Source organism: Agrilactobacillus fermenti, assembly GCF_021030645.1.
GTDB lineage: Bacteria > Bacillota > Bacilli > Lactobacillales > Lactobacillaceae > Agrilactobacillus > Agrilactobacillus fermenti.
Map to the genome: position 1 here is coordinate 40,775 of NZ_JACGCJ010000016.1, position 23,462 is coordinate 64,236.

Genomic DNA, 23,462 nt, shown 5'->3' on the forward strand with positions numbered 1-23,462 from the left:
CCCTCCTATAAATAATTATTTATTGTTTGCGTAAATTAATTATTTATGATTGGGGCATTCGGTACCAAGTGCGTTTTATTTTCGATAGAGATTATTTAATCCATTTAGGGCTTAAATTGGGGAAGGTAGTGGGTTTTAGTTTGCTTGAATATTTTTGGCGTCAATACAAATACCTTTATTTTTTTAGATAACAAAAATTATTATTGTAATATCAAAAAATAGATTGGCGTTAATTACTGCTATACCAGTGATTAACGGCAATTTATTTTTGTGTCATCAGGTCTCGATTATTATTTTTTTAATGTACCCGCTAGAATAAACTCATACAAAAAATAGTCCGTCCCCCATACATAGAAAATTATGAATGTGAGGAAGTGAAGCAAATGAAGAAAATAATTATTATCAGCATCATTCTAGGCTTGAGTTTGCTACTAGGGTTTTACCAGTACAAAGCGCCCGCATACAGTGCAGCCACTTATACAGAAGTCAATACCCCAGGCGAAATGAAAACTGCTCTAGAAAGCGGCCAAAATGTCCGATTTACGGCAGATATTGAATTGTCCAGCGCTGGATATATTAATGTGGTGCCGCCTCAAGGAAATGAAGAGCTAGTGATTGATGGGAACGGCCATAAATTACGTATTACAACTGGTAATAATGGCAGTACAGCAATCAAAGCGACGCGGGATGCAATGGATAAGCGAACCCTACGATTTAAAAATTTAACGATTGAGAATAATAATTACTACGGTATTTTTAGACCAGATCGAGACGGTGAGGAAGCAATTATCGCGATTGAAGATGTCACCTATACAGGCGTACAACCTTTCCATTTCCATTATGGCTCTGCGATTACTTTTGAGGGTAACAACGACTTTATTACTAATCATCAAGAATTTGCGGAAACAAACAATTTAGTCTTTATCTCAGGCACAACCAAGATAAAAAAGGCCGATACTACTTTTAACTTTTTACGAGCTAGAACAACTGATATTAAGACGGTCGGAATCGAAGTGGGTGACGGCGCCAAAGTTTCTATCGAAACGCGAAATACGTTAATTGATAATCCATACACTGTTGACTCAAAAATTGCCGTTTTTGGTGAAGGCTCGACACTTGATTTGAATATTGAAGATGATGTCTTTGATCAGCCGAGTGGGAACACCTTTGTTGCTGAAACTGGGGGTACGATCAACGTCAATGCCGCTACAAATATTTGGGGGGACAATCCTAGAAATAAAGCCGATTTTGCTGCTAGAGCTGGCGGAACCATGCGGTTAAATAATATTTCAGGTCATGTGATGCCGGCTAATGGTAATTTAGCAACAATGGATATTAGTGACAATGGGACGCTGACAGGTAAAAATATTACCACCTTTGTGAATGGGAACACTGCAAAATTGCCGATACAAGCAACTGGTAATTCAAAGATTGATCTTTCAGTAGATAAATTTTTTGGTGGATATTCTGAAAATGCCATTATCAGCGCCGGTGATTCTGATAATGATACCTCTAAAATCCGGATCAGTGCGAATCAAGCTATCTTTGGCGATCGAGCTTCCGGCAATCATATTCAAAGTAAAGGACAAGCTTCAATTGAATTAAAGAGTTTGGATGTGATCTATAATGACATTCGCGCTAACACTGAAATTGATGTGGCACCGCAGGCTAAATTGACCATTGACAGTGATAAATCAATTTTCAACACTATCTACAGCAATAATCAAATTAAGTTTGATATTCTCGGGAAAATGGCAATCAATGCAGGTGCTATCTACAATGCTAGTGCAGCAAAGCAGTTCAATTATACTTTTGGTGATCAGGCGAATGTCGCGATTCAAATCAATGAGCCAAGTAGGCGGATTTTGCCCTTTGATGATTCTGGTAGCACGCTTGACATCAGGGACCAAGCGGAAGTGCTCATCAGTAACAATAGCATGAAAGATTTACCAATTATTAAGGGCGCGGGCAGTAACCCTATCACTATCGGCCGCTCAAAAGTTATTTTGGATAATACGACCAGTGCTGGGACACAGCCGATTATCGAGGGTGTTCAATTAGCCTTGAATGAGAATGTCAAACGTTCTGTAAATTTTCAAACGAATACGAACCCAGTGCAAACCGCACGCTATCCATATATTAATTTCTCGGCGATTTTTAATGGGAACAATAAAGTAGTCACAAGTGCAATGAATGCCAATTTTAGGGGTGATTCAGGAAGTGGCCCCAAAGTGCCATTTACGAATGCCTTGCAATACTTAGAAATTGGGCAGCCCACTAAGCCAGAACTTGCAGCCGAATCAATTGAGTTTCCAAACGGATTTGAAGGCGTCACGGATTACCCACCAATCAAAGGGACAGCAACACCTGGCGCCCGTGTGACCCTTCATTTTTTAGACACGAATCGGGGCGAGCTAGTTACTGCTGATGACTTAAACAACGCTGAAGTGCTCACGAAGACTGTAGATGTGAATGGCAATTTTGCGTTTGATATTAAATTAAAGACACCACTTTCGACAGAAACGAATAAGCAAAACTATACCATTATCGTAACGGCCAATTACGATGATCCCGACACGATAAAACAGCCGCCATATGTGGTTGTTAAACAATATGATCCCCTCCAGCTCACCTTGGCTCAAGTACCAACGATCCTTGATTTTGGGGAGATACCAATTTATGAACGAACACCTGATTTTCATGAGGTTCATGCCACTGGGACTTTAGAAGTGACGAATATTGATGTTGACGCTTCGCCAAATTGGTCGCTGCAGATTTCGCAAGATGAGCCTTTTAAAGCCAGTAACTCTAATCATCAGCTTAAGAACAATCTTTACTTGGTCGATGGGCAGCAAGAATTATTGCTTGGTAGTGATCCAGTGACCCTGTATCAATCCGAGACAACTGCGAATGCAACTTCCGTTACCTTGACGGATCAAGTGACCAATAAATTAAAAGCTAAATTCTCTCAAGAACGCAAGCAGGCCGATATCAAATATAATACGACGGTTATCTTCACTTTGGTTCAAGCACCGCAATCTTCCGAACCAACGATTTCTAAGGAGGTGAGGGATAGTGACTAAACGCTATTTATTGATCGGGGCAGGTTTATTGTTGAGTGGTGCCATCTTTGGCACAAAGTCTTCTGTTGCAGCGAGTGAAGTTATGGGCACAATGGCCAGTTCCGGTTCAGTTTCATTTACATCTCTACCCGACCCTTTCAGAGTGACTGAAGTCCCAGATATGTATTTTGGCTCAATTGATGTCAATTACAACAAAGCCACAACCAAGGCAGCGGTCGCTTCAGGAGGAAACATGCAAACAACGCAAAGAATCTCTGTGCATGATGTGCGTGAAGGGCTAATCAAAGGCTGGCATTTACAAGCCCAACTATCAGACTTTACTAGCACCGCGGGCAGCACGATCAAGGGTGCAGTCATTCGTCTATCTGATCCGAAGACGCAAGTGAATGGGGCTGATACGGAGCGAATATCGTTGAGTGGTAAATCGGAAATCAATCGTGATTTGAATACCGTCTTAGTTGGAGAAACCCGACAGTTGGGGGAACACACTGCTGAGTTTGACTATGAAGATATGCGCTTAGTTGTTCCGCCTTCACCTACCAATGCAACCGAAGGGTATCGTGAAAATGAACGTTATGAAGCCGTGATTACTTGGAACTTGTTCGCGGGACCAGAGCCAAGTGCGAGCGAAGAGTAATGAAAGAAGGTGTTCGATATGCGTTTGTTTCAACATCTGTTAGGTCTGCTAATTGGCTTTTGCATCGTTAGTTTCGTTCATACACCAAGGTCGCAAGCAGCTACGACAGGTGCACCGTTCATTGTTAAGCCACTGGGGACACAGGCTGAGAAAGGCTACTTTGATTTAAATTTGGATAGCCGAGCACTACAGCCATTACAAATTCAAATACAAAATACCAGTTCAAGGTCATTGACATTGGGCACTAAAGTTGTCACAGCGACATCAAATGCTAACGGCATTGTAGACTACGTTAATTCAGGCAATACAGATCCTAGTTTGCCCTATGCATTGTCGCAATTAATCAAGAACGCGAAACAAACCATTACACTGATGCCAAAAGAAACGAAAACAATTGATTTTTTGCTGCAAACGCCATCTCAACCATTTGCTGGCGTACTTGCCGGTGGCATACACATCTATTCCAAGTCAAAGGATCAGCCACTGCAGCCAATCAAAGCAAATCGAATCAAACATCGTTTTACGTATACAATTGCCACATTGTTGCGCTCACAACAAGCAGCGTCAGCGCCTGCTGAGAAATTTAATCTTGGCAAAATTAATTTGACGCAGCGTCATACGGCTAATGCGATCCAAGTTGATATTCACAATCAAGCACCGTTATTTCGATATCGGGCGCGAGTTGAAGGGGTTGTGACGGCGAAAGGCAGCAAGCAGCCGCTGTATACTCAGCAGCAAAAAGTTGATTTTGCGCCCAATACGATTTTACCGTTGCCGATCTCTCTGAATAAAACGGCTTTCAAACCAGGTGCTTATACGTTGCATTTGAATGTGAAAACGAAAGCTAAAAATTGGCGCTTTACTAAAAATTTTGTGGTTTCTGCAGCTAAAGCCCAACAACTTAATCAAACCGATGCTTATGAACATTGGCGCCAAGACCGTAATTTAGTCTTATATTTAATTATTTTTAGCTGCGGTGCGCTAACTTTAATTGTTTTGTTGATTTATTTAGTTAAGCGCAGTGTCCAACAGCGGAAGCAATACCGCCAAAATCGGCGTTTACCATATAGATCAAATTAGCATTTAAGGAGGTGATGCCATGATTGGTCGTATGATCATCAGTATTTTTGCACTATTATTGAGTTTTATTTCCTTTCGGGACCCCCCGCTTCAAGCCCAACAGACGAGTCGTGTGGGTATTGAAATTACCGGTATTCATTTTCCAGAACCTACTGGCCCGTCAGTGCCGGATAGTAGTATCGAAAATAATCCTGGCTATTATTTACAGCCCTCTGCCCAGATACAATCACGTCTACCCCAGTTAAATGAAGTTGACCGAACAGCTTATGTCACTGGTTTTGGTTTATTGATCAGTAGCATGAGCTTGCTGCTAATGAAACGTTTAAAGGAGGTACCATGATGAAAAAAATGAATTTAGGTTTCGTAACTTTATTGGCTCTAGGTACGATCGGTGCAGTAAGTGCGGTAGCAATTACTGATACCAATAAAGTACAGGCTGCAGATGATACTGGAGCGAGTCAAGCAGGTGTTGAATTTACACAACAAATTGACCCGCTGACAATAACTGAAGTACCAAGCTTCCATTTTGGGAGCCAAAATGTTGATAACTCTAAAGAAATGCGGTATCAAACAGCGGATAGTGGTGCTGGAAGCGTTACAGATCCAATCACAACTTCAAAGAAAATCATTGTTTCTGATCAACGTTTAGGAACTAATGCGAACGGTTGGCACGTACAAGCTACGTTAGGTGATTTTACGGGTATTACGCCGACTAATAAAATCACAACGGCTAAAGTAGCTTTGAGTAATCCTGGGTTTACACATACTGGCAGCAGTACTGGTGTGAACTTAGGCGGTGATGGCAGCACGGTTGAAATTAGTAGCGCGGTAAATACGGTTCTAGAAGCTGATGCGACCATGATTGGTGAAACAACAGCAGACTTCTCAACTAGTGCGGATGATGTGGCGCTAGTTATTCCGGCTGGTGCCGTCCCTGATGCAGACACCTATGAAGCTAATATCGACTGGACTTTAACTGCTGGGCCAGTTGCGACGCCATAACGGATTGATACAAGTAAGTGTTGAAAATCCACTCAGAAGATGTGTCCGCACATCTTTTGACTTGGGTTTTCAATTTTTTTAGGAGGCTAAAACTATGAAAAAGCATGTATTTAGACACCATCTATTGGCATTATGCGCACTTATTTGTGGTCTTTATCTAGTTTGCAGCAATTATGATATGGCGCAGGCCGAGACGGAAACACAAAGTGCGGCAGATTTTGTTGTGAAACCGGTCATTCCAGCAAATCAGGAAGATAAAAATCTGAATTATTTTGATATAAAAGTCGATCCTGGACAGCAGCAGGTTTTAGAAGTGGAAGTCAAAAATCTACGCGATCATGCAATCACGATTTTACCAAAATTAAATGTCGCTACCACGAATTATAACGGGGTGGTAAATTACCTATCTAAGGGGCAGGCTGATCGAACGTTGGCTCACCGAATCACGGATATAGCGCATTTGGAAGCAAATACTTATACGATCGAGCCTAAAAGCAGCACGCTTGTTAAAATTACGATGGCAGCACCTGAGCAGCCATTTTCAGGATTGATTGCTGGTGGAATCAGTTTTCGCCAGAAACAAGATGATACGACAAATAATAATTCAAAACAGAATAATCGAACGAGTTTAACGATCAATAATCGTTTTTCTTATGCGATGGCCTTATTACTTCGTTCTAATACTGGGGCGGCAGTTGTCGCGCCAAATTTAAAAATGGGACAAGTGGATTTGGGGCACATTACAGCGAAAAATACGATTTTTGCCAATGTACGCAATGTGACACCAACCTATCTTTCTAACGTCACGGTAAATACACATGTGACGCGCAAAGGTGAAAGTGACGTATTATACCGCAATCGCAAGGGCAATATGCAGATTGCACCGAATTCCATTTTGCCATTCCCAGTTCAATTGAATAATCAAAAATTTGAACCTGGTCAGTATACGGCTCGAGTGACTGTCAAATCAGGGACGCAAACGTGGCGGTTCAATCGTGATTTTAGAATTACAGCCGAAGCTGCACGAAAATTGAATGAAGCTGATTCGACACCACAGCCTAAAGACAACCGCTGGCTGATTTGGGTAGCTGCTGGCATCATTCTCTTAGTTATATTGGCTGCGATTCTGATCTATCAAATGAAACAGAAAAAATTAAAAGCCCAGTTGCAACGTGAAAGACGCGCCATGCGCAAAGCAAATTATCGAACCGATAAATGAGCTTTAAAGCCACGCATATGTGCGGTCAAAAAAGCCAAGATAACAGTGGTTATGGCATCATAATTTATGAAATTAAATAAAAAATATTATATTGCAGGGGTTAAACGCAGGTGCTTTTCCAAATATAGGTTATGCTTATTCCATTCTTAGTGGATTTTATACAATAAAGATGGGGGAACAGCGGTTGATGACTTACTTTAATAAACACATCAATACGGTGGTCGCTTCTCCCACAGAAACAGTAACTTGGAAGTATCTTAATAAGCTTTAACTTATTGGGAATAGCTGTCAGGCAACGCAGATTCTGTGTTGTTTAAAGGAGGCATGGTCTTTGAATAAAAGACGATTAGGTACAGTATTGGTAACGACATTGGCGGCAGTGGGCGCTGTATCGGTAATCGATACTGGACAAGCTATGGCAGCACCGGCAGATCAAACGGCAACCAGTCGGGCTGGGGTAGAATTTACAGATGTGCCCCAAGAAGACGCTTTAAAGATTTTGGCGGTGCCAGATATGCATTTTGGTTCCCACGAAATCAACAATGATACCGCTACAACGGCCACGGCGGTTGATAGCGGAACGGGTCACACAACCCCAGGGTCAACGATCACGACAGGTCACACGATCAGTGTTCAAGATCGACGCTCAGCGGCCACAGCGACCGGTTGGACACTAAACGCCAAGACCTCATCACCGTTTGCGCTTGAAGATAATAGTGCCACGATCAATGGCGCGACAATCACCTTACAAAATGGCACTACTACGCCAACAACCGGTGTCACTTTCGGTGATGGGAGTTCGGTGACTTTGAATGACAATGACGCGCCAGTACTAACAGGTAGTAACGCTGCTATTGGGACGGTAACGACGAGTTTGACCAACAACGATATGACGTTATCCATTCCCGCAAGAGCCGTAACCAAGGCAGGGGTGTATGAAGCTGCGGTGACCTGGAATCTTCAGGCAGTACCGACGCTTTAGTCTAATTTGACCCTTGATTCAGGAGATGTGCTGCCGGCACATCTCTTGGCTTCAATTGTCAAATCATGGAGGTGACCAGAGATGAAAAAAAGTTATTATGGGCTGATTGCATTAATTGTGGCGATTGTAACGCTGGGTTTCGTCAGCCTACCAAGCATGGCCTATGGTGCTACTGATGATGTACAGAACGCCGCTGGATTTAAAGTGAGAGCCGTCTTACCTGACAATCAACCGAATAAGGCTTTGAATTATTTTGATCTAAGTGTTGATCCTGGCCAGACTCAAGTTCTTGAAGTCGAGCTGTTCAATTTAAGAGATGAGGCTTTGACTTTTACACCTCGGCTCAATGTTGCCACGACAAATTATAACGGCGTGGTGAATTATGATAGTGCTGGTAAATCGGATCGTTCATTGCAGTATAAAATTACGGATATTGCGCGCTTGGAACAAAAAACGTATCGCGTACCAGCCAATAAATCAGTGATCGTTAGAGTTGACTTGGCAATGCCGAATACTAGTTTCCCGGGTGTTATTGCAGGAGGATTGACCTTTACGCCCAGGGTAGCTAATACTTCAAGCAGCACTAACAATTCTGGTCGCGCAGCATTAGAGGTACAAAACCGTTTTGCCTATACGATTGCTTTGTTGTTACGATCATCTGCTGCAACAGCAACAACCGTGGCACCTGAATTTAAAATGGGGACAATTGATCTGGGACACATTACCGAGCGGAATACCATTTTTGCAAATATTCGCAATACCCAGCCGATGTATCTGGCACCAGTGAACATGCAGGCTAAAGTTACCCGAAAAGGCAGCACCAAAGTTCTATATCAACATCAAAAGGAAAATGTTCAAGTTGCACCAAATACAATTGTGCCTTTCCCAATATCATTGAATCAGCAAAGATTTGCACCAGGCTTATATACAATGGCTATTCAATTACGGGCTGGAACCCAGACGTGGTATTTTAACAAAGACTTTCGAATCACGGCTCAACGGGCACGTGACTTAAATCGAGCCTCAGTTGCAGCGCCTACACAGGAACATAATTATTGGTGGCTCTGGCTCATCGCGGCACTTATCCTAATTGCCGGTATCATTTTCTGGGTCGTTTATCGGCGGAAAAAACAAGAAGCAGAGCGCTTGAGAGCACAGTTACAGCAGCAACGAACAAGGAAAGATAAGTAATGCCTGATCAGAAAGTTTAGAATGTAAAAAGAAGCGAGGTCGAAGACAAAACATAGTTTTGTTTACGATCTCGCTTCTTTTTGAAAAATTTTAATTTAAACGTGTGCCAAACGGCACCCCCCTCACTTAACGACGAATCGCTTAAATGGAAAGCCTGCCATTTGTCGCAATTCTTGTTAGTGCTCAGGTGCTGAACGCCATTTGTCACACTCTTGATTTTATTCAACGGCGGTCCAATCATGGATCGAACGACCATTTCTATCTTTAAGCTGTAGCCAACTGTTCGTCCCAGCAAAGTATAAGAAAAGGCCGACTTCGTTGACACTTTTGAGCGTAATATCCGAAGTAGTCACGTAATTATGAAACTGAGCGCTGTGTTCCTGACGCAATTGCTGTGCAAAGCGTGCGGAAAAACCTAATGTACCATCTTTGTTGAGCGGGGGTGTTATTGTCATCTGTGCACCGGTTTTCAAGGTTAGTTCGTTGCGATTGGTCCAAAAAACAACGCCCCTACTGCCGCGATAATTCACATAAAAAGGCATTTCACTAATAGCTTTAGTCCAACGATGTCGTGTTTTCTTATCGGTTGTTGCTTGATAAGATCTAGCTTGAGATGTCAAATTAAAGCCTAACTGTATTAACAGCGGCTTGATAGCTTGAAAATAGGTATCGATAGGTTCCACTAGTTCCTCGGGTAATTCGTTTAAGCTGGTTGTATCTGTTAATTCAAGATTACCAACGGCGGGAACTTGATTGATCAAAAAATGTTCTAAGTTAATTTGCCGAATAGTTTCAGGTGGGTCAATACATAATATCCGATCGAAAGTTTGTTTAGGTTGTTCTGTACCAATACCAACAAGTTTACTCTTTTGAAAATATAGCATCACAGCTGGTTTGATCGGAGTGGCTAGTTTTGACAGAACGTATAATTTCCCTAAATCGTGTAAGTCGATGAATAAGGTGTCGGTGGTAAAGCCGCCAGTGAATGTTTCACTCATAAAAATCTCTCCTAAAGCAATTAACTCAAAGTCACGTAAGTACTATTGACCCATTGATTGGCACCTAAGTTGAAGTATTCAACGCCACCAACCATGATGCTGCCATAGATTTTCCAAGCTGTCCCGTTGGTTAAGCGTCGGCCTGTAAAGTGAACCCCATCTGGTTGGAGCTGCCATAAATTGATACTATATCCGGGAGCAAAATTAATTGTCGCCACGCCACTTTTTTGAATCATCATGTACTGGGCACTGACCCATTGATTTTGGCCCACTTCATACCAAGTTGTGCCATCACTTAAAGTTGCCTTGCGGAAGACTTTCCAAGCGGTACCATTAGCTAGTAAATGTTGTGTGCCATCAGTATAGTGATAGATATTGCCATTAGGCGCATCATATAAAGGGATACCTGAGTTTGTTGTAAAGAAGACTTGACCGACGCCGTTCACATTGGTGTAGCTTGCTTGTTGGGTCGACGCCGATTCGTTGTCGGAGACAGCACCTGCTGTCGCGTTATCGGCAATCGTGGTAGTGCCGTTGTTTGTATTATTGGTTGGAAGAACTTGCTGATTGATCAAGGCTTTGTAATCATTAGCAAGGCTTTCATAAGCAGCTTGTAGTTGTGCATCAGTACTTGTGGGGCTTTGTAGTAGATCCCGAGCGTCATTTAATTGAGTCGTAAAGTTGGTCCAAGTATTACTAGGTGCAGACCCTTGGGTAATGTGCTGTAACGTATAATAGTAATCTAGCAATAATTCACGAATCGGTGGATTTTGGAATAACTGTAAATTTGTTAGGGCATTGTTTAGTTGACTGGCGGCGGTCTGAATATCCACGGCAGTAGCATTGGTGTTTGCCAAAACAGCTTGAGCATTATCTTTAGCAGCTAATAAATTGCTCCAAGAGGCATCAGTGTAAGTTTCAGAATTATAATTTGCCAGCCCGTTGATTAAAGTTTGTAGATTATTCGCAGCGTTTGTAGTTTGTGTCGTCGTTGCCGCCTGTGTTTTTGGATCATTAAGACTTAGGCCTGCCTGTATACTCGTTGAAAGCAGTAAGCTTGCGGCGGTAAGCGGCCATATTTTTTTGAACCAAAGTTGGTTGGTATAACGGTGTTTAGCGTAATACATAGTGGTTCCTCCCCAAGATAGAACATTTATTTCCCTTAAAGTTTAACACGAATCGTTAAAAATAAAGTGCAAGATAATAGTAGATTTTTATTGTTTTAAAGCATTTGGACAAATGAGCGACACTGCTATCTGAAATAAAGCCATAAGGCCGAAATAACTGGCTAAAGTATAACATATCACATACGAAAGTACTGAGATTATGCTATGATTGATGCGATTACAATGTTAGGAAAAAAGGCATATGAAATTAACAGTAAAAACAAGTCTTAGTTTGATACTGGGGGTGTGTTTAGGGGTGGTCTTGAGTGCGTTTATCTATTGGGGCTACCTTAAACCGCAAAATGAAAGTGTCCAGCGTGATCAGCAACGTCAATATGAACGCCAGCTTGCACGCCAAAAGAATAACTATCAGCTGGCTATTAATCGGTTAGAAAATGGCAATGATCCTAGCTTAGCCAAAACTGTGAATCGACTGACGTCAGCGCAAACAATGCAGCTGCAAGCCTTACTTAAGGCCAATCATTTTAGTGGCACGGCTTTGTTATATCGTGATGATCAAGTGGTTTACCAGCGAGGTTATGGCTATGCTGATTATCACCGCAAGCGTAAAAATAACTATAAGTCACTTTATCAATGGGCTTCGATCCAAAAGTCGATAACAGCTGTATTAGTGATGCGGCAGGTAACCCAAGGCAAACTTAAATTATCTGATAAGTTAAGTCAATTTTATCCAAAAGTGCCTGGCAGTAAGCAGATCACGCTGCGCCAGATGCTGAATATGCGTTCAGGTTTATCTATGACGGCTCAGTCAAGCTCTTTTAGCAATCAAGATCGTAAAATTGTCAATTTCGCCGTTGAACACGTACAGTTTGATGCCCACCAGCTCAACACGAGCAACTATCAGCCGGTAAATTATACGCTGTTAGCGGGTATTTTAGAGCAAGTGACCCATAAGACCTATTATGATTTGGTAGATCAGCAGATTTTTAAGCCCCTGCATTTAATGAACACTGGCTTTATGCCAACTTTTGCAGAGGAAGCTCATCATACCGTCAGTTACACCAGTCAAAAAAAAGATCCGAGCAGTTATGCCGAACCGATCGTCATCACGCCGGTAACCTACAATCGTGAATTGGGGACGGGCAACCTTTATTCGACACCGGGGGACCTCTTGAAAATTCAAAAAGCGATTCTGGCGGGTAAAATTATTTCTAAGCCGGCTTTAGAGACTTTGCGCAATACTAGTGCAGGTCATTACGGCGGTGGTGTTTATAATTATACTGATCATATTTATTCCCATGGCCTAATTTCAGGCTATGAGGCGACGCTTTATTTAACGAAAGATGGTAAAAATGGCGTGGTATTAATGAGCAACCGCTATAAATATGATGTGACACCAAAAAAAGCCCAGGCATTCGTCAATCAAATTTATCAACTATTAACTATAAGCTCTAATCAGGAAGGACAGTAAGCAATGAAAGAAAAAATTGGTTTTATTGGTACTGGGGTCATGGGTACTGGGATGATCCTGAATTTACTGAAACATGATTATCCCGTTACCGTCTACAATCGGACGAAAGCCCATGCCCAAGCTGTATTGGCTGCCGGTGCAACTTGGTTGGATACGCCATCTGAAGTGGCCCAAGCCGTGGATGTTATCATTACGATCGTCGGTTTCCCCCAAGATGTACAAGAAGTTTATTTTGGCCGTGATGGTATTTTTGAAGGAGCCCACAGTGGGCAGACATTGATTGATATGACGACCAGTCGGCCGGATATCGCTGTGCGGATTTATAATGAAGCTAAGCCCAAACATATTGCGACTTTAGATGCGCCAGTTTCTGGTGGTGATGTCGGTGCTAAGGCAGGGACTTTGTCGATCATGGTGGGTGGTGAGCAAGCTACCTTGACAAAAGTTCGGCCTATTTTAGCCGCTATGGGGCAAAAAATTAATTACTTTGGTACTGCTGGCAACGGCCAACATGCCAAAATGGCCAATCAAATCATGATCGCTGGTACGATGACAGGCTTGACGGAAATGCTAGTTTATGCGAAAAAAGCGGGCTTAGATCTACAAACCGTTCTCGATACAGTGGGTTCCGGTGGCGGTGCCAATTGGTCTTTGAGTAATTACGGGCCGCGTATTTTGAAAGCAGATTATACGCCAGGCTTTTTTGCCAAACATTTCCTAAAAGATTTACGCATTGCACTGGATAGTGCCAAAGCTATGCAGCTGGATTTGCCAGCAACGCGCCAAGCTGCGGAACTGTATCGCATTTTAGTTGAGGATCATCAACTAGGGAATGATGGGACACAAGCACTAGTCAAATTATGGTGGTCGTAACGTTTGAAAAGTCATTTTCTTAAAATAAATATTGCTATGATAGATGATTGTTAAGTAATTATCTTTTTTGTTTAAAAGATAATTAAAAGTAGACAGGATTCGTTCGGGTTTTATGGCATTATGTTAAAATGTAGTTGATTAAAACATTAAGTGATTTCAAGAATTATTGTAAGGGTGGGAATGAAAATGATGTATAAAGCTAGACACAAGAAGACCGTTCAATTGAAACCGAATACAAAAGTAATTAGCTTAGCAGCTACAGGGATGATGATGGCCGCACCATTGATCAATAGTGTGAGTCCAGCTGCTGCCGCTACGAATTCTGGTGATCAGAACGCTAAGGCAACTGATCCAAGTCAATTAAATTTGCAAAACGTCGTCAATGCAGCGGTGAAGATGACCGAAGCTAATAAAACAGCTTTGCAAAATGCGATCAATAGTGCGAAAAATGTGCAAAGTAACGCTGACTATAAGAATGCTAAGCTGCCAACCACAAGTCGGACAGATTTAGACAGCGCGATTACCAAGGCAACGACCGCCTTGAATGATACCACGACGACTGATGATCAGGCGCAAGCTGAAATCACCGCCGTTCAGACGGCAAGTAATACCTATGAAGCCGATGCTAAAGCCTCTATCAGCTTGGCTAATGCAATCAATAATGGGAGTAAAAATGAATATCAAGATACAACAAAGTATACTTATGAGACTGTAATTGCATTAGAAAATGCTGTTTATGCTGGCTCGACTATTTTGAACCAGACAGGTCAAGTTGCTTCAGCGACTTATCAAGCAAATGCCAATAATGCAGCAAGTGCCATCAATAATGCTATCAATAATTTGAAGTTGACTGGTACAACCACAGCTTCTAAGACACAGCTAACGAACTTATATAACAGCGTCAAGGATTATCATTTTTGGGATTATACCAAGAGTACTTGGACAGACTTTCTGGCAGCAAGAAATAATGCGGCTAATGTTTTGAATGCTAGCAATCCTTCTCAAACACAAGTCAACACAGCTTATCAATATTTGACCACTACCCAAAAGGCACTAGCTAAAGCCAGCGACACGGATGCCCTTAAAGTCTTGGGTGATAAGTATCAAATGACTTTAAGTCTAAATAAGGCACAATTCACAGCTGATTCATGGGCTGCTTTAGTTGAAGCACAAACCTATTTCCAAGATAATGTGGCTGCAGATAAAGCCGGTTCGATGTTTGACACGCCAGTTTCGACCATCAATGAAGCTTCTACTAAGCTGCAAACTGCTTTAACGAACTTGAAGACAGCTAATGGTCAATTATCACAAAAGCAAGCTTTGGCAGACTTATTGAATCAAGTCAATGGTTACGGTCAGGGGGACGCCTCTGATACGGATTGGACTGCTTTTACCACAGCTCGAGATAAGGCAACTAGTGTGCTGAAAGATACGAATAGTACGGTTATCGACTATATGTCTGCCTTACAAGCTTTGCAAACTGCGGTTACTAAACTGGGGGAAACTGCTGATACGAGCTATATTTCAACGGCTTCTTATAGTGATGTTGATGGTGTTGGTAAAGTCTTCTTTACGGGCAGTCGTGGCATTGTGCTTTATAATAAGCCCGAGGGCAAGCAAGTTAATGATGCGAACGGTAATCCAAGATTCTTACAAGATCAATCACGCTGGAAGGTCTTCCGTAAGGCCGTCTTAAGTGATGGCAGTGCTTGGTATGAAGTTGGCCGGAACCAATGGATCAGTGCTCGCTTTACGATGATTGAACAAGCTGGTGTTGGGACAGTTGATTTCTTACCAAACTTAGGTTTAACACTTTGGGACTTAGAACCAGATGGGGTTCATGCTACTGGTCGGCGGTTAGATAACGGAACCCAGTGGCAGACATTTGGCAATATCATGGTTGATGGTCGTGAATACACGAACCTCGGCGCTAATCAATGGGTTGAGAGCCAATATCTGACTATTGAAAATACCACGACATCAGCTCCAGTAAATTAATATTTGAAGTAAGCGTGTGACAAATGGCGGATTTCCCATTTGAGTGATTCGTCGTTAGGTGAGGTCGTTGCCTTTTGGAACACGTTTAAACTAAAATGAATCACAACTAAGAGGTAGTTGAAAACAAATCTATTGTTTTCAGCTACCTCTGTTTATTTTATCTCGACCTTGATCAATCGTAGCTCGCAATCTAACGGGCTTTTATCTATAATAAAAGACATGTTATTCATAAAAAAGAAAACGAACAAGCAATTGATCTTAAATTTAGGCTTGGCCCTATTGCTCATGGTAATAGGCTATTTAATGCCCCAACTCGTTCAGGCGGCGAGTGCCGATCATTGGCTGATCAGTGATACCACTAAGCGCAGCCAAGCGGAAGTCAGCTTGTCCGCTGATGGTCAGCTGTCCTATCAAGTGTGGCATGCGGGTAAATTAATAGTTGAACCTTCACAATTAGGACTGGCCACAAATCTTGGTGATTTGTCCACTGGCTTAACGCTGAATGCGACATCTCATGAAAACATTAAACAAAAATACACTTTGATAGCCGGTCCCAAGAAAAAACATAGTTTTACGGCTAATCAATTGAATTTAACCTTTTCTAAGGGTGCGCTTTATTTAGATTTGACGGTGCGTGCCATGAAAACTGGCATTGCCTTTCGTTACGGCGTTCGTAGTAACACCGCCGATTATACGCAGGTTGGAATCAATAACGAGTACACCACTTTTAATACACCGACTAACAGTCATTACTGGTATATGCCCTATAATGTGTCTCATGAAGCACCCGAGCAGACGGCTGCAAATTGGCAAGATATTCAAGCGGCTCATTTACAATATCCATTGTTGTATCAAGCTCAAAACGGTATTTATAATTTGATTTCTGAAGCGGCCTTAGTACCAAATTATGTGGGCAGTGAGTTGCAGCTTGGGCAGCAGTCTGACCAATTTCAGTTAAATCTTTCGCAGGAACAAACAGATACCATTATAGCTAAATTACCCATGCAGACCCCATGGCGCTTCATTACTTCTGGTTCAGCTAAAACCATTACCGGTACGATGATGGCGGATGATCTAGGCTATAAGCGCAAACTGAAAAAAACCAAGTGGATCAAGCCGGGTATTGCAGCTTGGACTTGGCTAAATGGCGATGCAACTAATGATTTGGCTACTTATAAGCGGTATATCGACTTAGCGGCTAAAATGCATTGGCAATATGTGATTTTGGATGAAGGCTGGCAACCGGAAAATACCACCAGCACAACTCCTAAATATCAAGGTTATTATTCCTGGACGACGGCATTATTGAAATATGCGAAACAAAAAAAGATTGGGTTAATTGCTTGGTTAGACAGCAATGATTTACAAGATGCTAATTATCGCCAGACGTTGCTGGCAGAACTCACACGGATGGGCTTTAAGGGGATCAAGCCGGACTTTTTTGACAGTCAAAATCAAGCCACTATGCAGCTTTACGATAATTTGAATCAACTCGCTGCGCAGCATAAATTGGTGATTGATTATCATGGTACCAATCAGCCGACGGGAGAACAGCGGACCTATCCTAATATATTGAGTAAAGAAGCGGTTTTTGGGGCGGAACAATATGTATACCATTCTGATTTAACCACTGCTCAGCACAATGTAATGATTAGCTTTATGCGTGGTGCGCTAGGTCCGGTGGATTATACGCCACTATTGTCTTTCAATAATTTTCCGACAACGCACCCATTTACGATTACGCAGATGTTAGCTTTGCCGGTACTTTATCAAAGCGGTTTGCAGACAATGGCCGATAAACCCCAAATTTATCTAAAACAGCCCATTAAAACTTTGTACAAAGGGTTACCAGCTAGTTGGGATGATTCCAAAACGCTGGAGGCTAGTGTCGGTCAGTATGTGACGATTGCGCGGCGTAAGCGAACGACTTGGTATGTTGCCGGGATCACCGATCCAAAACGACAGGCAAAAGTTAAATTGACTTTTTTGAAAGCGGGGAACTATCAGGCAGAAATTTTTCAAGATGATGCCACGGGAACCAAAGTTCAACGCAAGACGAAGCAAGTGACGCGAAAAACACAGCTAAAATTACCGTTGAAAGAACATGGCGGTTTTGTTGTGAAACTGGTAAAAAGTGAATAGTCATTTTCTATATGAATATTATTGAAATATAACAAAATCCCTGATGCTATCATAGCAACCAGGGATTTTTCTTTACTTATATGTAAAAAAAGTCAAACAAAAAGCCTCCCATATCCGAGCAGGAGACTTCTGCAATTATGAGCGATTCAGTAACGAATACCAAATCTAAGTATACTCGAAAAGTTACAAAAAGGAAATACTTTTGCAATGATATCGATAACTTTTCGTTAAATATCTGTTAAGAAGATTGGTATAACAATAGTTATCAGGCGTTTGATAAAAAAATCAAAAAATATTTCCGTTTTTCGATGTTCATTTGTTACTAGTTAGTGTAGGGCAGTTTGCTAGCGACTAACTTACAAATACATCATAACCCTTTAGGAGGAAATAGCAATGGCATTAAATTGGAATGCAACAGAAATCAACTATTATATCGGTGGTGAACACTACAAAGGCGGCAAAAAAGTACGTCAATTGAAAAACACAGTGGCAAAACCAGATGAAGCACAAGTGCTTGCAATTGGAGCAGCTTTGGCAACCTTGGGTGAACAGGATACTTTGTTGAATACGGAAATCATTACCCATAACTTTGTAGTTAATGACCAAGCTAAATAAAACTCAATAAATAAAAGAAGGGAATTCATTCAAATGAAACATTTACAATTAAATTTCAAAACCAGCGAAGGCAAAAAGCGTGCATTGGTACTAAATGACGTCAAACAAGACCTTAGTGAGGCAACTGTTAAGGGGGCGATGCAAAAGATTGCAGACTCTAAACTATTTGTTCATGATGGTGTGGCTTTATATACTGAAGCCATCAGTGCGCAATACGTTGAACGTAACGTTTCAGATATTTTTACAACAGCATCCCCGGCTAAACCTGTGGCTGAATAGCCTGATCTTGATTGAAATTGTACTAGCTTTATTCCAAAACTTGAAGTAATGACTGACTGCTCACACAACTAGATATTTATTTGAAGATGCCTCGCTCAGTTCACGCTGGATGGGGTATTTTTTGTATTTAAATTGAATTACTGGGTGCTAAGCTTTATGATAATTAGGATATTAGTTTTGAATTTTGGGAGGTTGTTGTTTTGAACAGACATAAAGTCCAGCTGATCAGTATTGGTGCGCTGACATTAATGCTGATTTTAAGTGCTCCGGTTACTGGCAATGCCACTGCAGCCACTAAGCAGGCGCAGCAAGATACGCAAACCGTCAATCATTCAGCTGCGACTACATACTACCAAGCCAAACAGGATCTGGAGCATGTGCGGTATTATATTGTCACACCCAACCAAACGATCGCACCGCATAAAACCGCCTATACAGGTTCGGGCGAGCTATCGCATAAAATTATACTGCGTAAATTGGTTGTTGCTGGCCAAACAGTGTATGTTCATGTGAGCGAGAGTCCTCAAAACCCGGGAACCTGGTTATTTCGAGCTACAGATATTGCTACAGATGATTTAAAAATGCATCGCCCTCAGAAAGTAACCACGCGACGCAAATTAACTTTTAAAGCAAATGAAGCCGTTAATTTCTTTGTTGACCCCGTGTTGGCACAAACAATCACAGCTACGGATTTTGATGCAAGTAAAGTTGTGCCCACCGTTAGCTATATGATCAATGGGCAAAAATATTATGCATTTAAGGCTAACAATCAGCAGACGGTTTTTATTTCAGCAGCTGAAGCGACCTTAGCGGCTGATGCGAAAGCAGCGCCTGAAAATGAAAAAATGGCGACACAAGTTAATGTGACGCCACTAACTCTAAGAACTGTGGTATACTCCCACACCGCCGCCGTAATCTACCAAGACCCTAGTGCCACTCAGCCTTCTGGTAAGCGGCTAAGTACGCGAATCACTGACTGGGCGGCATTTGATCGTTCCATTGCTGCCAACGGTCAGGTCGTTGCTTATCGACTCGGACATAATCAATGGGTCAAAGCCAGTGACTTACAACAAGAAAAAGCTAAAGGCGGCGTTTTGGTCGTACCAGCTGGCACCGTGTATTACGATGCGCAAGGCCAGACAATGCCTCAGGTCACTGTGGCTGGTACATATCAAGTATCGGCAGAGCGCTATATTAATGGCCATAAAGCATTGAAATTAGGAATCAATACACAATGGGTCTATGCGGAATGCGGTCAGTACTACGAATGATATTGCTTGATAAAATATGGTTTTCGGCAAAAATAAAAGCAGAGTGTGACAAAAGACGTTCAGCGACTGAGCACTAACACGAATCACGACAAATGGTAGTTTTTCCATTTGAGTAATTCGTGGTTAGGTGAGGTCGTTGTCTTTTAGAGCACATTTAAGGTATAACTGTTCGTAACTAAAAAGAGGTCAAAAACAAAACGCTAACTTTGTCCCGACCTCTTCAATTATCATATAAAATTTAGATAGTATTAAGTGGCTATTCTGTAACTTTTATGATATTTTTTAGTAGATATTTGATTCAAAAACAGCCATTTTTCAATTTGGATACCAAAGAATTACTGGCATAATGCTTTGGCATTGTCCTTTATAAAGCTGATGCCCTAATCAACAAGTTATTAAATAAAAAAATTAGCATCCACATAATCTTCACTCCTCCGCTATCTGTGATCAATATTTAGTCTAGATAGTCTGGACGTTGCACAGGGAAAACAGTTCAGAAAGCAGTCAAAAGATGCATTTTTGCAACAAACATTATGGATGGGGGCGGTTTTATTGAATTTTGGCAGAACAATTAATCAAATTAGAAGAGACAAGAATATTTCAGTAAAGGCATTGACTGAGGACAATGTTTCCCGATCAACATACACACGTTTTGTGGAGGGAAATACGGATACTTCAGTAACGACATTTGTTGAATTTTTAGAGCGGCTGCACGTGTCTTTTAACGAATTTTTGTATATTGATAACGGCTATGCGCCTAATGAAGTTGACGTGGTCATGGCCCAAATGATGACCAATTTGAATCAGCAAAAAAGCGATGCGATGAAACAAATTCTAGACAGGTTGGAAGTTCGGGCACAATTTGGCGGTGAAAAATACCACCATTTACGTGATATTTGTTCGATCCTATTAAGTCGCATGACCCAGCAGCCCTATAACAAGGCATATTTGAAGGAGCTAACCGACTATCTGATGTCGCGTTATACTTGGGCGCACTATGAATTAGTTCTATTTAACAGTGTGATGTTTGCCTTTCCTATGGCAGTTGTGGATGCCATGTCTGAACGTGCGTTGACTAACATGGATTGGTATCAGCACATGCATGATTACGGGATGGAAAGTTTCCGTGTTTTAGTGAATATCGTGATTCTCTATTTGAATGACAAGCAATTAAATAAGGCTTTAAAGTTGCAAGGTAGAATGGAACAATATGATATTCGACCGGATATGATGTTTGAGAAGAACGCGTTGATTTATTACCGAGGATTATTGAAATACCTCAAAGGTGATGAAACCGGGAAAGATGAGATCCATACGTCATTAAAGGTATTCGAGTTGCTCGGCTTGACTGATTTTTACCGTGGCTTCAAACAATACGCAGAAATGATTGAAAAGATGTATGGGCTAAAAAGCGATACAGATGAATCAGCAACACAACCGCATTAAAGCACAGTACCAAGATGATAAAAAAGTGAATGAGACAAAAGACACTTAGCACCTGAGCACTAACAAGAGTGGCGAAAAATGGTGGACTTGCCACTGGAGCCATTCGTGGTTAGGTGAGGTTGTTGCCTTTTGGCACACGTTTAAAATTTAGTTGTTCGTAAACACATAGTGGCTGGGATAAAACTAACGTTTTGTTTTCAGCCACTTTTTTATATCATTAAATAACGTTGATTTTTTAATTCAGGATTTTACGACACCAGATAATGCTTAGCTTTTTCATAAAATAGCAATTATATTTTAAAGTTTTGCGTCAAAATTATATTCTATAAGTGTGATAATGACAGTTTTCAGCGCCAGTCGTGATTATCTATAGTTCGTTTTGATGGTATTCACAGTTGTCTTCCCCAATATGAGGAGGTATTTTCATATGAAAAAGAAGTTAGGCTTATATTTGGGCGTTGTTACTGCCGCTTTGTTGGCAGCAGCGCCACTAGCGGTAGTACCAAAAGTATTTGAAACTGCAGAAACGTCTCATGTCCAGGCAGCCGCCACGTTACCAGACCGAAATATCATTGCTAATTGGCAGGTGGGTTCAACAATTGGGGTATTTAATACTTCAACTCAAGCTGTTGACGAATCTCCGGCGGCAGTTGCTGGTACAAATGTACCAATCACCGATATTGCTGAGATTCAAGGTAAGCACTATGCCATTACTGCTTCAGTTGGTGGAGGCCCACAATATTATTTGCACCTGGATGCAACAACCAATTTACCTGTAGATGCTAATACGAGAATTGTTTGGCTGTTAACACTTGAAAAACTACCGGGACAAGTTGTGCAGCCAGCTGGATATGGGCATGTAAACGGCACGTATTATAAGTTGCACTCAACTACTGGGGGACTTGAAGCCACAGATGCAGCGACCGCGGCTCAGATTAATGCTGCCATTGAAAAGAATGATGGAACTGTCCAACCTGTTGCGGCCTATGCTTATTTTGCAGCTGGAACTTTTACTCAAGAAAATTATTATGGTTTTGTCCTGGGTGATGCAGTCTATTACCTGAAAGAAGATAGTTTAGCCACTGCAAATATCAAAATTGCGCCATATACGAATACCAATGTACCAAATGTACCAAGTGAACCTACGTTGCCGATCCTGCATATTTCAGATGTTGCTGGGACGGTAATAACAACAGAAGATGAAGTTGCCGCGTTCAATAATGCTAATTTGACGAGTTACGCCGGTATTTTTCTACCCCAAAATACAAAACTGATCGTAGACCAAGTGGCTAAGCGCGATGACGGCACGATCGTTGCGTATCACGTGGCTGTTTCAGCTGATCAAGCTGCTGGCAAATGGTTGTCGGCAGATAAAGTAATCTTTACTGCTAAAGCTGACGAAGTACAAACACCACAATTAACCCTTAAAAAACTTCCTGTTGGCACCGTGGTTTATTCACAAAGTGCGGCTAGAATCTATCATGATGCGGCCACGACCAATGATTCTGGGAAACGATTGGCCTTAACTATTGATGAATGGCGTGCTTTTGAAAAGGCTGTAGATGAAAACGGTCGAACAGTCGCTTATCGACTGGGCACGGATCAATGGGTCAAAGCTTCTGTCTTGAATTTTGAAAAAGTCAAAGGCGGTGTTTTCACGACAAGACAAGGGACACCGCTGTATACCGCAGAAGGCCAGTTTGCTGGAAAGATTGCTGCTGACGGTGTCTACCAAGTCTTTGCTCAGCGCCATATTAATGGCAAACAGGCACTTAGGCTTGGGACTGATGCACAGTGGATCTATGCCGAAAATGGCGGTTATTATCCTTAAGGTAGCACGTTAAACCCAAAAATAGGCATAGATGGAGAGTGAGACAAAAGGTGCTCAGCGCCTGAGCACCTTTTGTCTCACTCTCCCTTCCCTACGATTAGTCAAGTGTTAATTCCAACTAAATCATCTGTTAATGAATCAATGTCTATTGTATAAGGTTTGCGTCACTTGAGTATGCTTCACCCCCATGGGGGTGAAATTAGGGTAACTCAAATAC

At 41.7% G+C, this 23,462-nt stretch carries 19 protein-coding genes; 17 read left to right on the forward strand and 2 right to left on the reverse strand.

The window, feature by feature from the left end:
• Positions 1–383: 383 nt before the first annotated feature.
• The 8 genes from FHQ08_RS07330 to FHQ08_RS07365 all read left to right on the forward strand — a co-directional run bounded on the left by FHQ08_RS07330 (position 384) and on the right by FHQ08_RS07365 (position 9,194).
• A complete protein-coding gene (locus FHQ08_RS07330) occupies positions 384–3,083 on the forward strand; it encodes a pectate lyase-like adhesive domain-containing protein (RefSeq protein ID WP_230913753.1) in 2,700 nt (899 codons plus the stop codon).
• Positions 3,076–3,720 carry a WxL domain-containing protein gene (locus FHQ08_RS07335; RefSeq protein WP_230913754.1) on the forward strand — a complete coding sequence of 215 codons (645 nt, stop codon included), beginning with the start codon at positions 3,076–3,078 and terminating at the stop codon, positions 3,718–3,720. The genes FHQ08_RS07330 and FHQ08_RS07335 overlap by 8 nt, the downstream gene beginning before the upstream one ends.
• Positions 3,721–3,738: 18 nt before the next feature.
• The gene (locus FHQ08_RS07340) at positions 3,739–4,800 is read left to right on the forward strand and encodes a DUF916 and DUF3324 domain-containing protein (protein WP_230913755.1); all 1,062 of its coding nucleotides are present in this window, start codon (positions 3,739–3,741) and stop codon (positions 4,798–4,800) included.
• A 19-nt stretch (positions 4,801–4,819) separates the two neighbouring features.
• Entirely contained in the window at positions 4,820–5,140 is a 321-nt protein-coding gene (locus FHQ08_RS07345) for a hypothetical protein (protein WP_230913756.1), read from the forward strand.
• Complete coding sequence (locus FHQ08_RS07350) at positions 5,140–5,802, forward strand: WxL domain-containing protein (RefSeq protein WP_230913757.1); 663 nt, start codon at positions 5,140–5,142, stop codon at positions 5,800–5,802. The genes FHQ08_RS07345 and FHQ08_RS07350 overlap by 1 nt, the downstream gene beginning before the upstream one ends.
• Positions 5,803–5,896: 94 nt before the next feature.
• The gene (locus FHQ08_RS07355) at positions 5,897–7,021 is read left to right on the forward strand and encodes a DUF916 and DUF3324 domain-containing protein (protein ID WP_230913758.1); all 1,125 of its coding nucleotides are present in this window, start codon (positions 5,897–5,899) and stop codon (positions 7,019–7,021) included.
• 331 nt (positions 7,022–7,352) lie between these two features.
• Positions 7,353–8,003 carry a WxL domain-containing protein gene (locus FHQ08_RS07360; RefSeq protein ID WP_230913759.1) on the forward strand — a complete coding sequence of 217 codons (651 nt, stop codon included), beginning with the start codon at positions 7,353–7,355 and terminating at the stop codon, positions 8,001–8,003.
• 81 nt (positions 8,004–8,084) lie between these two features.
• Entirely contained in the window at positions 8,085–9,194 is a 1,110-nt protein-coding gene (locus FHQ08_RS07365; protein ID WP_230913760.1) for a DUF916 and DUF3324 domain-containing protein, read from the forward strand.
• A 218-nt stretch (positions 9,195–9,412) separates the two neighbouring features.
• On the opposite strand, the gene FHQ08_RS07370 is transcribed toward FHQ08_RS07365, so the two are convergent.
• Positions 9,413–10,192, reverse strand: coding sequence for a hypothetical protein (locus FHQ08_RS07370; protein WP_230913761.1), 780 nt, complete (start codon positions 10,190–10,192; stop codon positions 9,413–9,415).
• A gap of 20 nt (positions 10,193–10,212) precedes the next feature.
• The gene (locus tag FHQ08_RS07375) at positions 10,213–11,319 is read right to left on the reverse strand and encodes an FIVAR domain-containing protein (protein ID WP_230913762.1); all 1,107 of its coding nucleotides are present in this window, start codon (positions 11,317–11,319) and stop codon (positions 10,213–10,215) included.
• A 241-nt stretch (positions 11,320–11,560) separates the two neighbouring features.
• Between FHQ08_RS07375 and FHQ08_RS07380 the strand changes: the two genes are divergently transcribed.
• From FHQ08_RS07380 to FHQ08_RS07420, 9 genes are all read left to right on the forward strand, one after another.
• Positions 11,561–12,790: a serine hydrolase domain-containing protein gene (locus tag FHQ08_RS07380; protein ID WP_230913763.1), complete on the forward strand. Its 1,230-nt coding sequence runs from the start codon at positions 11,561–11,563 to the stop codon at positions 12,788–12,790.
• Positions 12,791–12,793: 3 nt separating this feature from the next.
• A complete protein-coding gene (locus FHQ08_RS07385; RefSeq protein WP_230913764.1) occupies positions 12,794–13,663 on the forward strand; it encodes an NAD(P)-dependent oxidoreductase in 870 nt (289 codons plus the stop codon).
• Positions 13,664–13,849: 186 nt separating this feature from the next.
• On the forward strand, positions 13,850–15,661 hold the full coding sequence (locus FHQ08_RS07390; RefSeq protein ID WP_230913765.1) for a hypothetical protein: 1,812 nt from the start codon (positions 13,850–13,852) through the stop codon (positions 15,659–15,661).
• A 252-nt stretch (positions 15,662–15,913) separates the two neighbouring features.
• The gene (locus tag FHQ08_RS07395) at positions 15,914–17,803 is read left to right on the forward strand and encodes a glycoside hydrolase family 97 protein (RefSeq protein WP_230913766.1); all 1,890 of its coding nucleotides are present in this window, start codon (positions 15,914–15,916) and stop codon (positions 17,801–17,803) included.
• 393 nt (positions 17,804–18,196) lie between these two features.
• Positions 18,197–18,418: a hypothetical protein gene (locus FHQ08_RS07400; RefSeq protein WP_230913767.1), complete on the forward strand. Its 222-nt coding sequence runs from the start codon at positions 18,197–18,199 to the stop codon at positions 18,416–18,418.
• A 33-nt stretch (positions 18,419–18,451) separates the two neighbouring features.
• Positions 18,452–18,697 (forward strand): DUF2922 domain-containing protein, encoded by a 246-nt coding sequence (locus tag FHQ08_RS07405; protein WP_230913768.1) that lies wholly within the window; start codon positions 18,452–18,454, stop codon positions 18,695–18,697.
• Positions 18,698–18,897: 200 nt separating this feature from the next.
• Positions 18,898–19,968, forward strand: a complete 1,071-nt coding sequence (locus FHQ08_RS07410; RefSeq protein WP_230913769.1) for a hypothetical protein — start codon at positions 18,898–18,900, stop codon at positions 19,966–19,968.
• A 519-nt stretch (positions 19,969–20,487) separates the two neighbouring features.
• The gene (locus FHQ08_RS07415; RefSeq protein WP_230913770.1) at positions 20,488–21,414 is read left to right on the forward strand and encodes a helix-turn-helix domain-containing protein; all 927 of its coding nucleotides are present in this window, start codon (positions 20,488–20,490) and stop codon (positions 21,412–21,414) included.
• A gap of 427 nt (positions 21,415–21,841) precedes the next feature.
• Positions 21,842–23,245 (forward strand): hypothetical protein, encoded by a 1,404-nt coding sequence (locus FHQ08_RS07420; RefSeq protein ID WP_230913771.1) that lies wholly within the window; start codon positions 21,842–21,844, stop codon positions 23,243–23,245.
• Positions 23,246–23,462 lie beyond the last annotated feature (217 nt).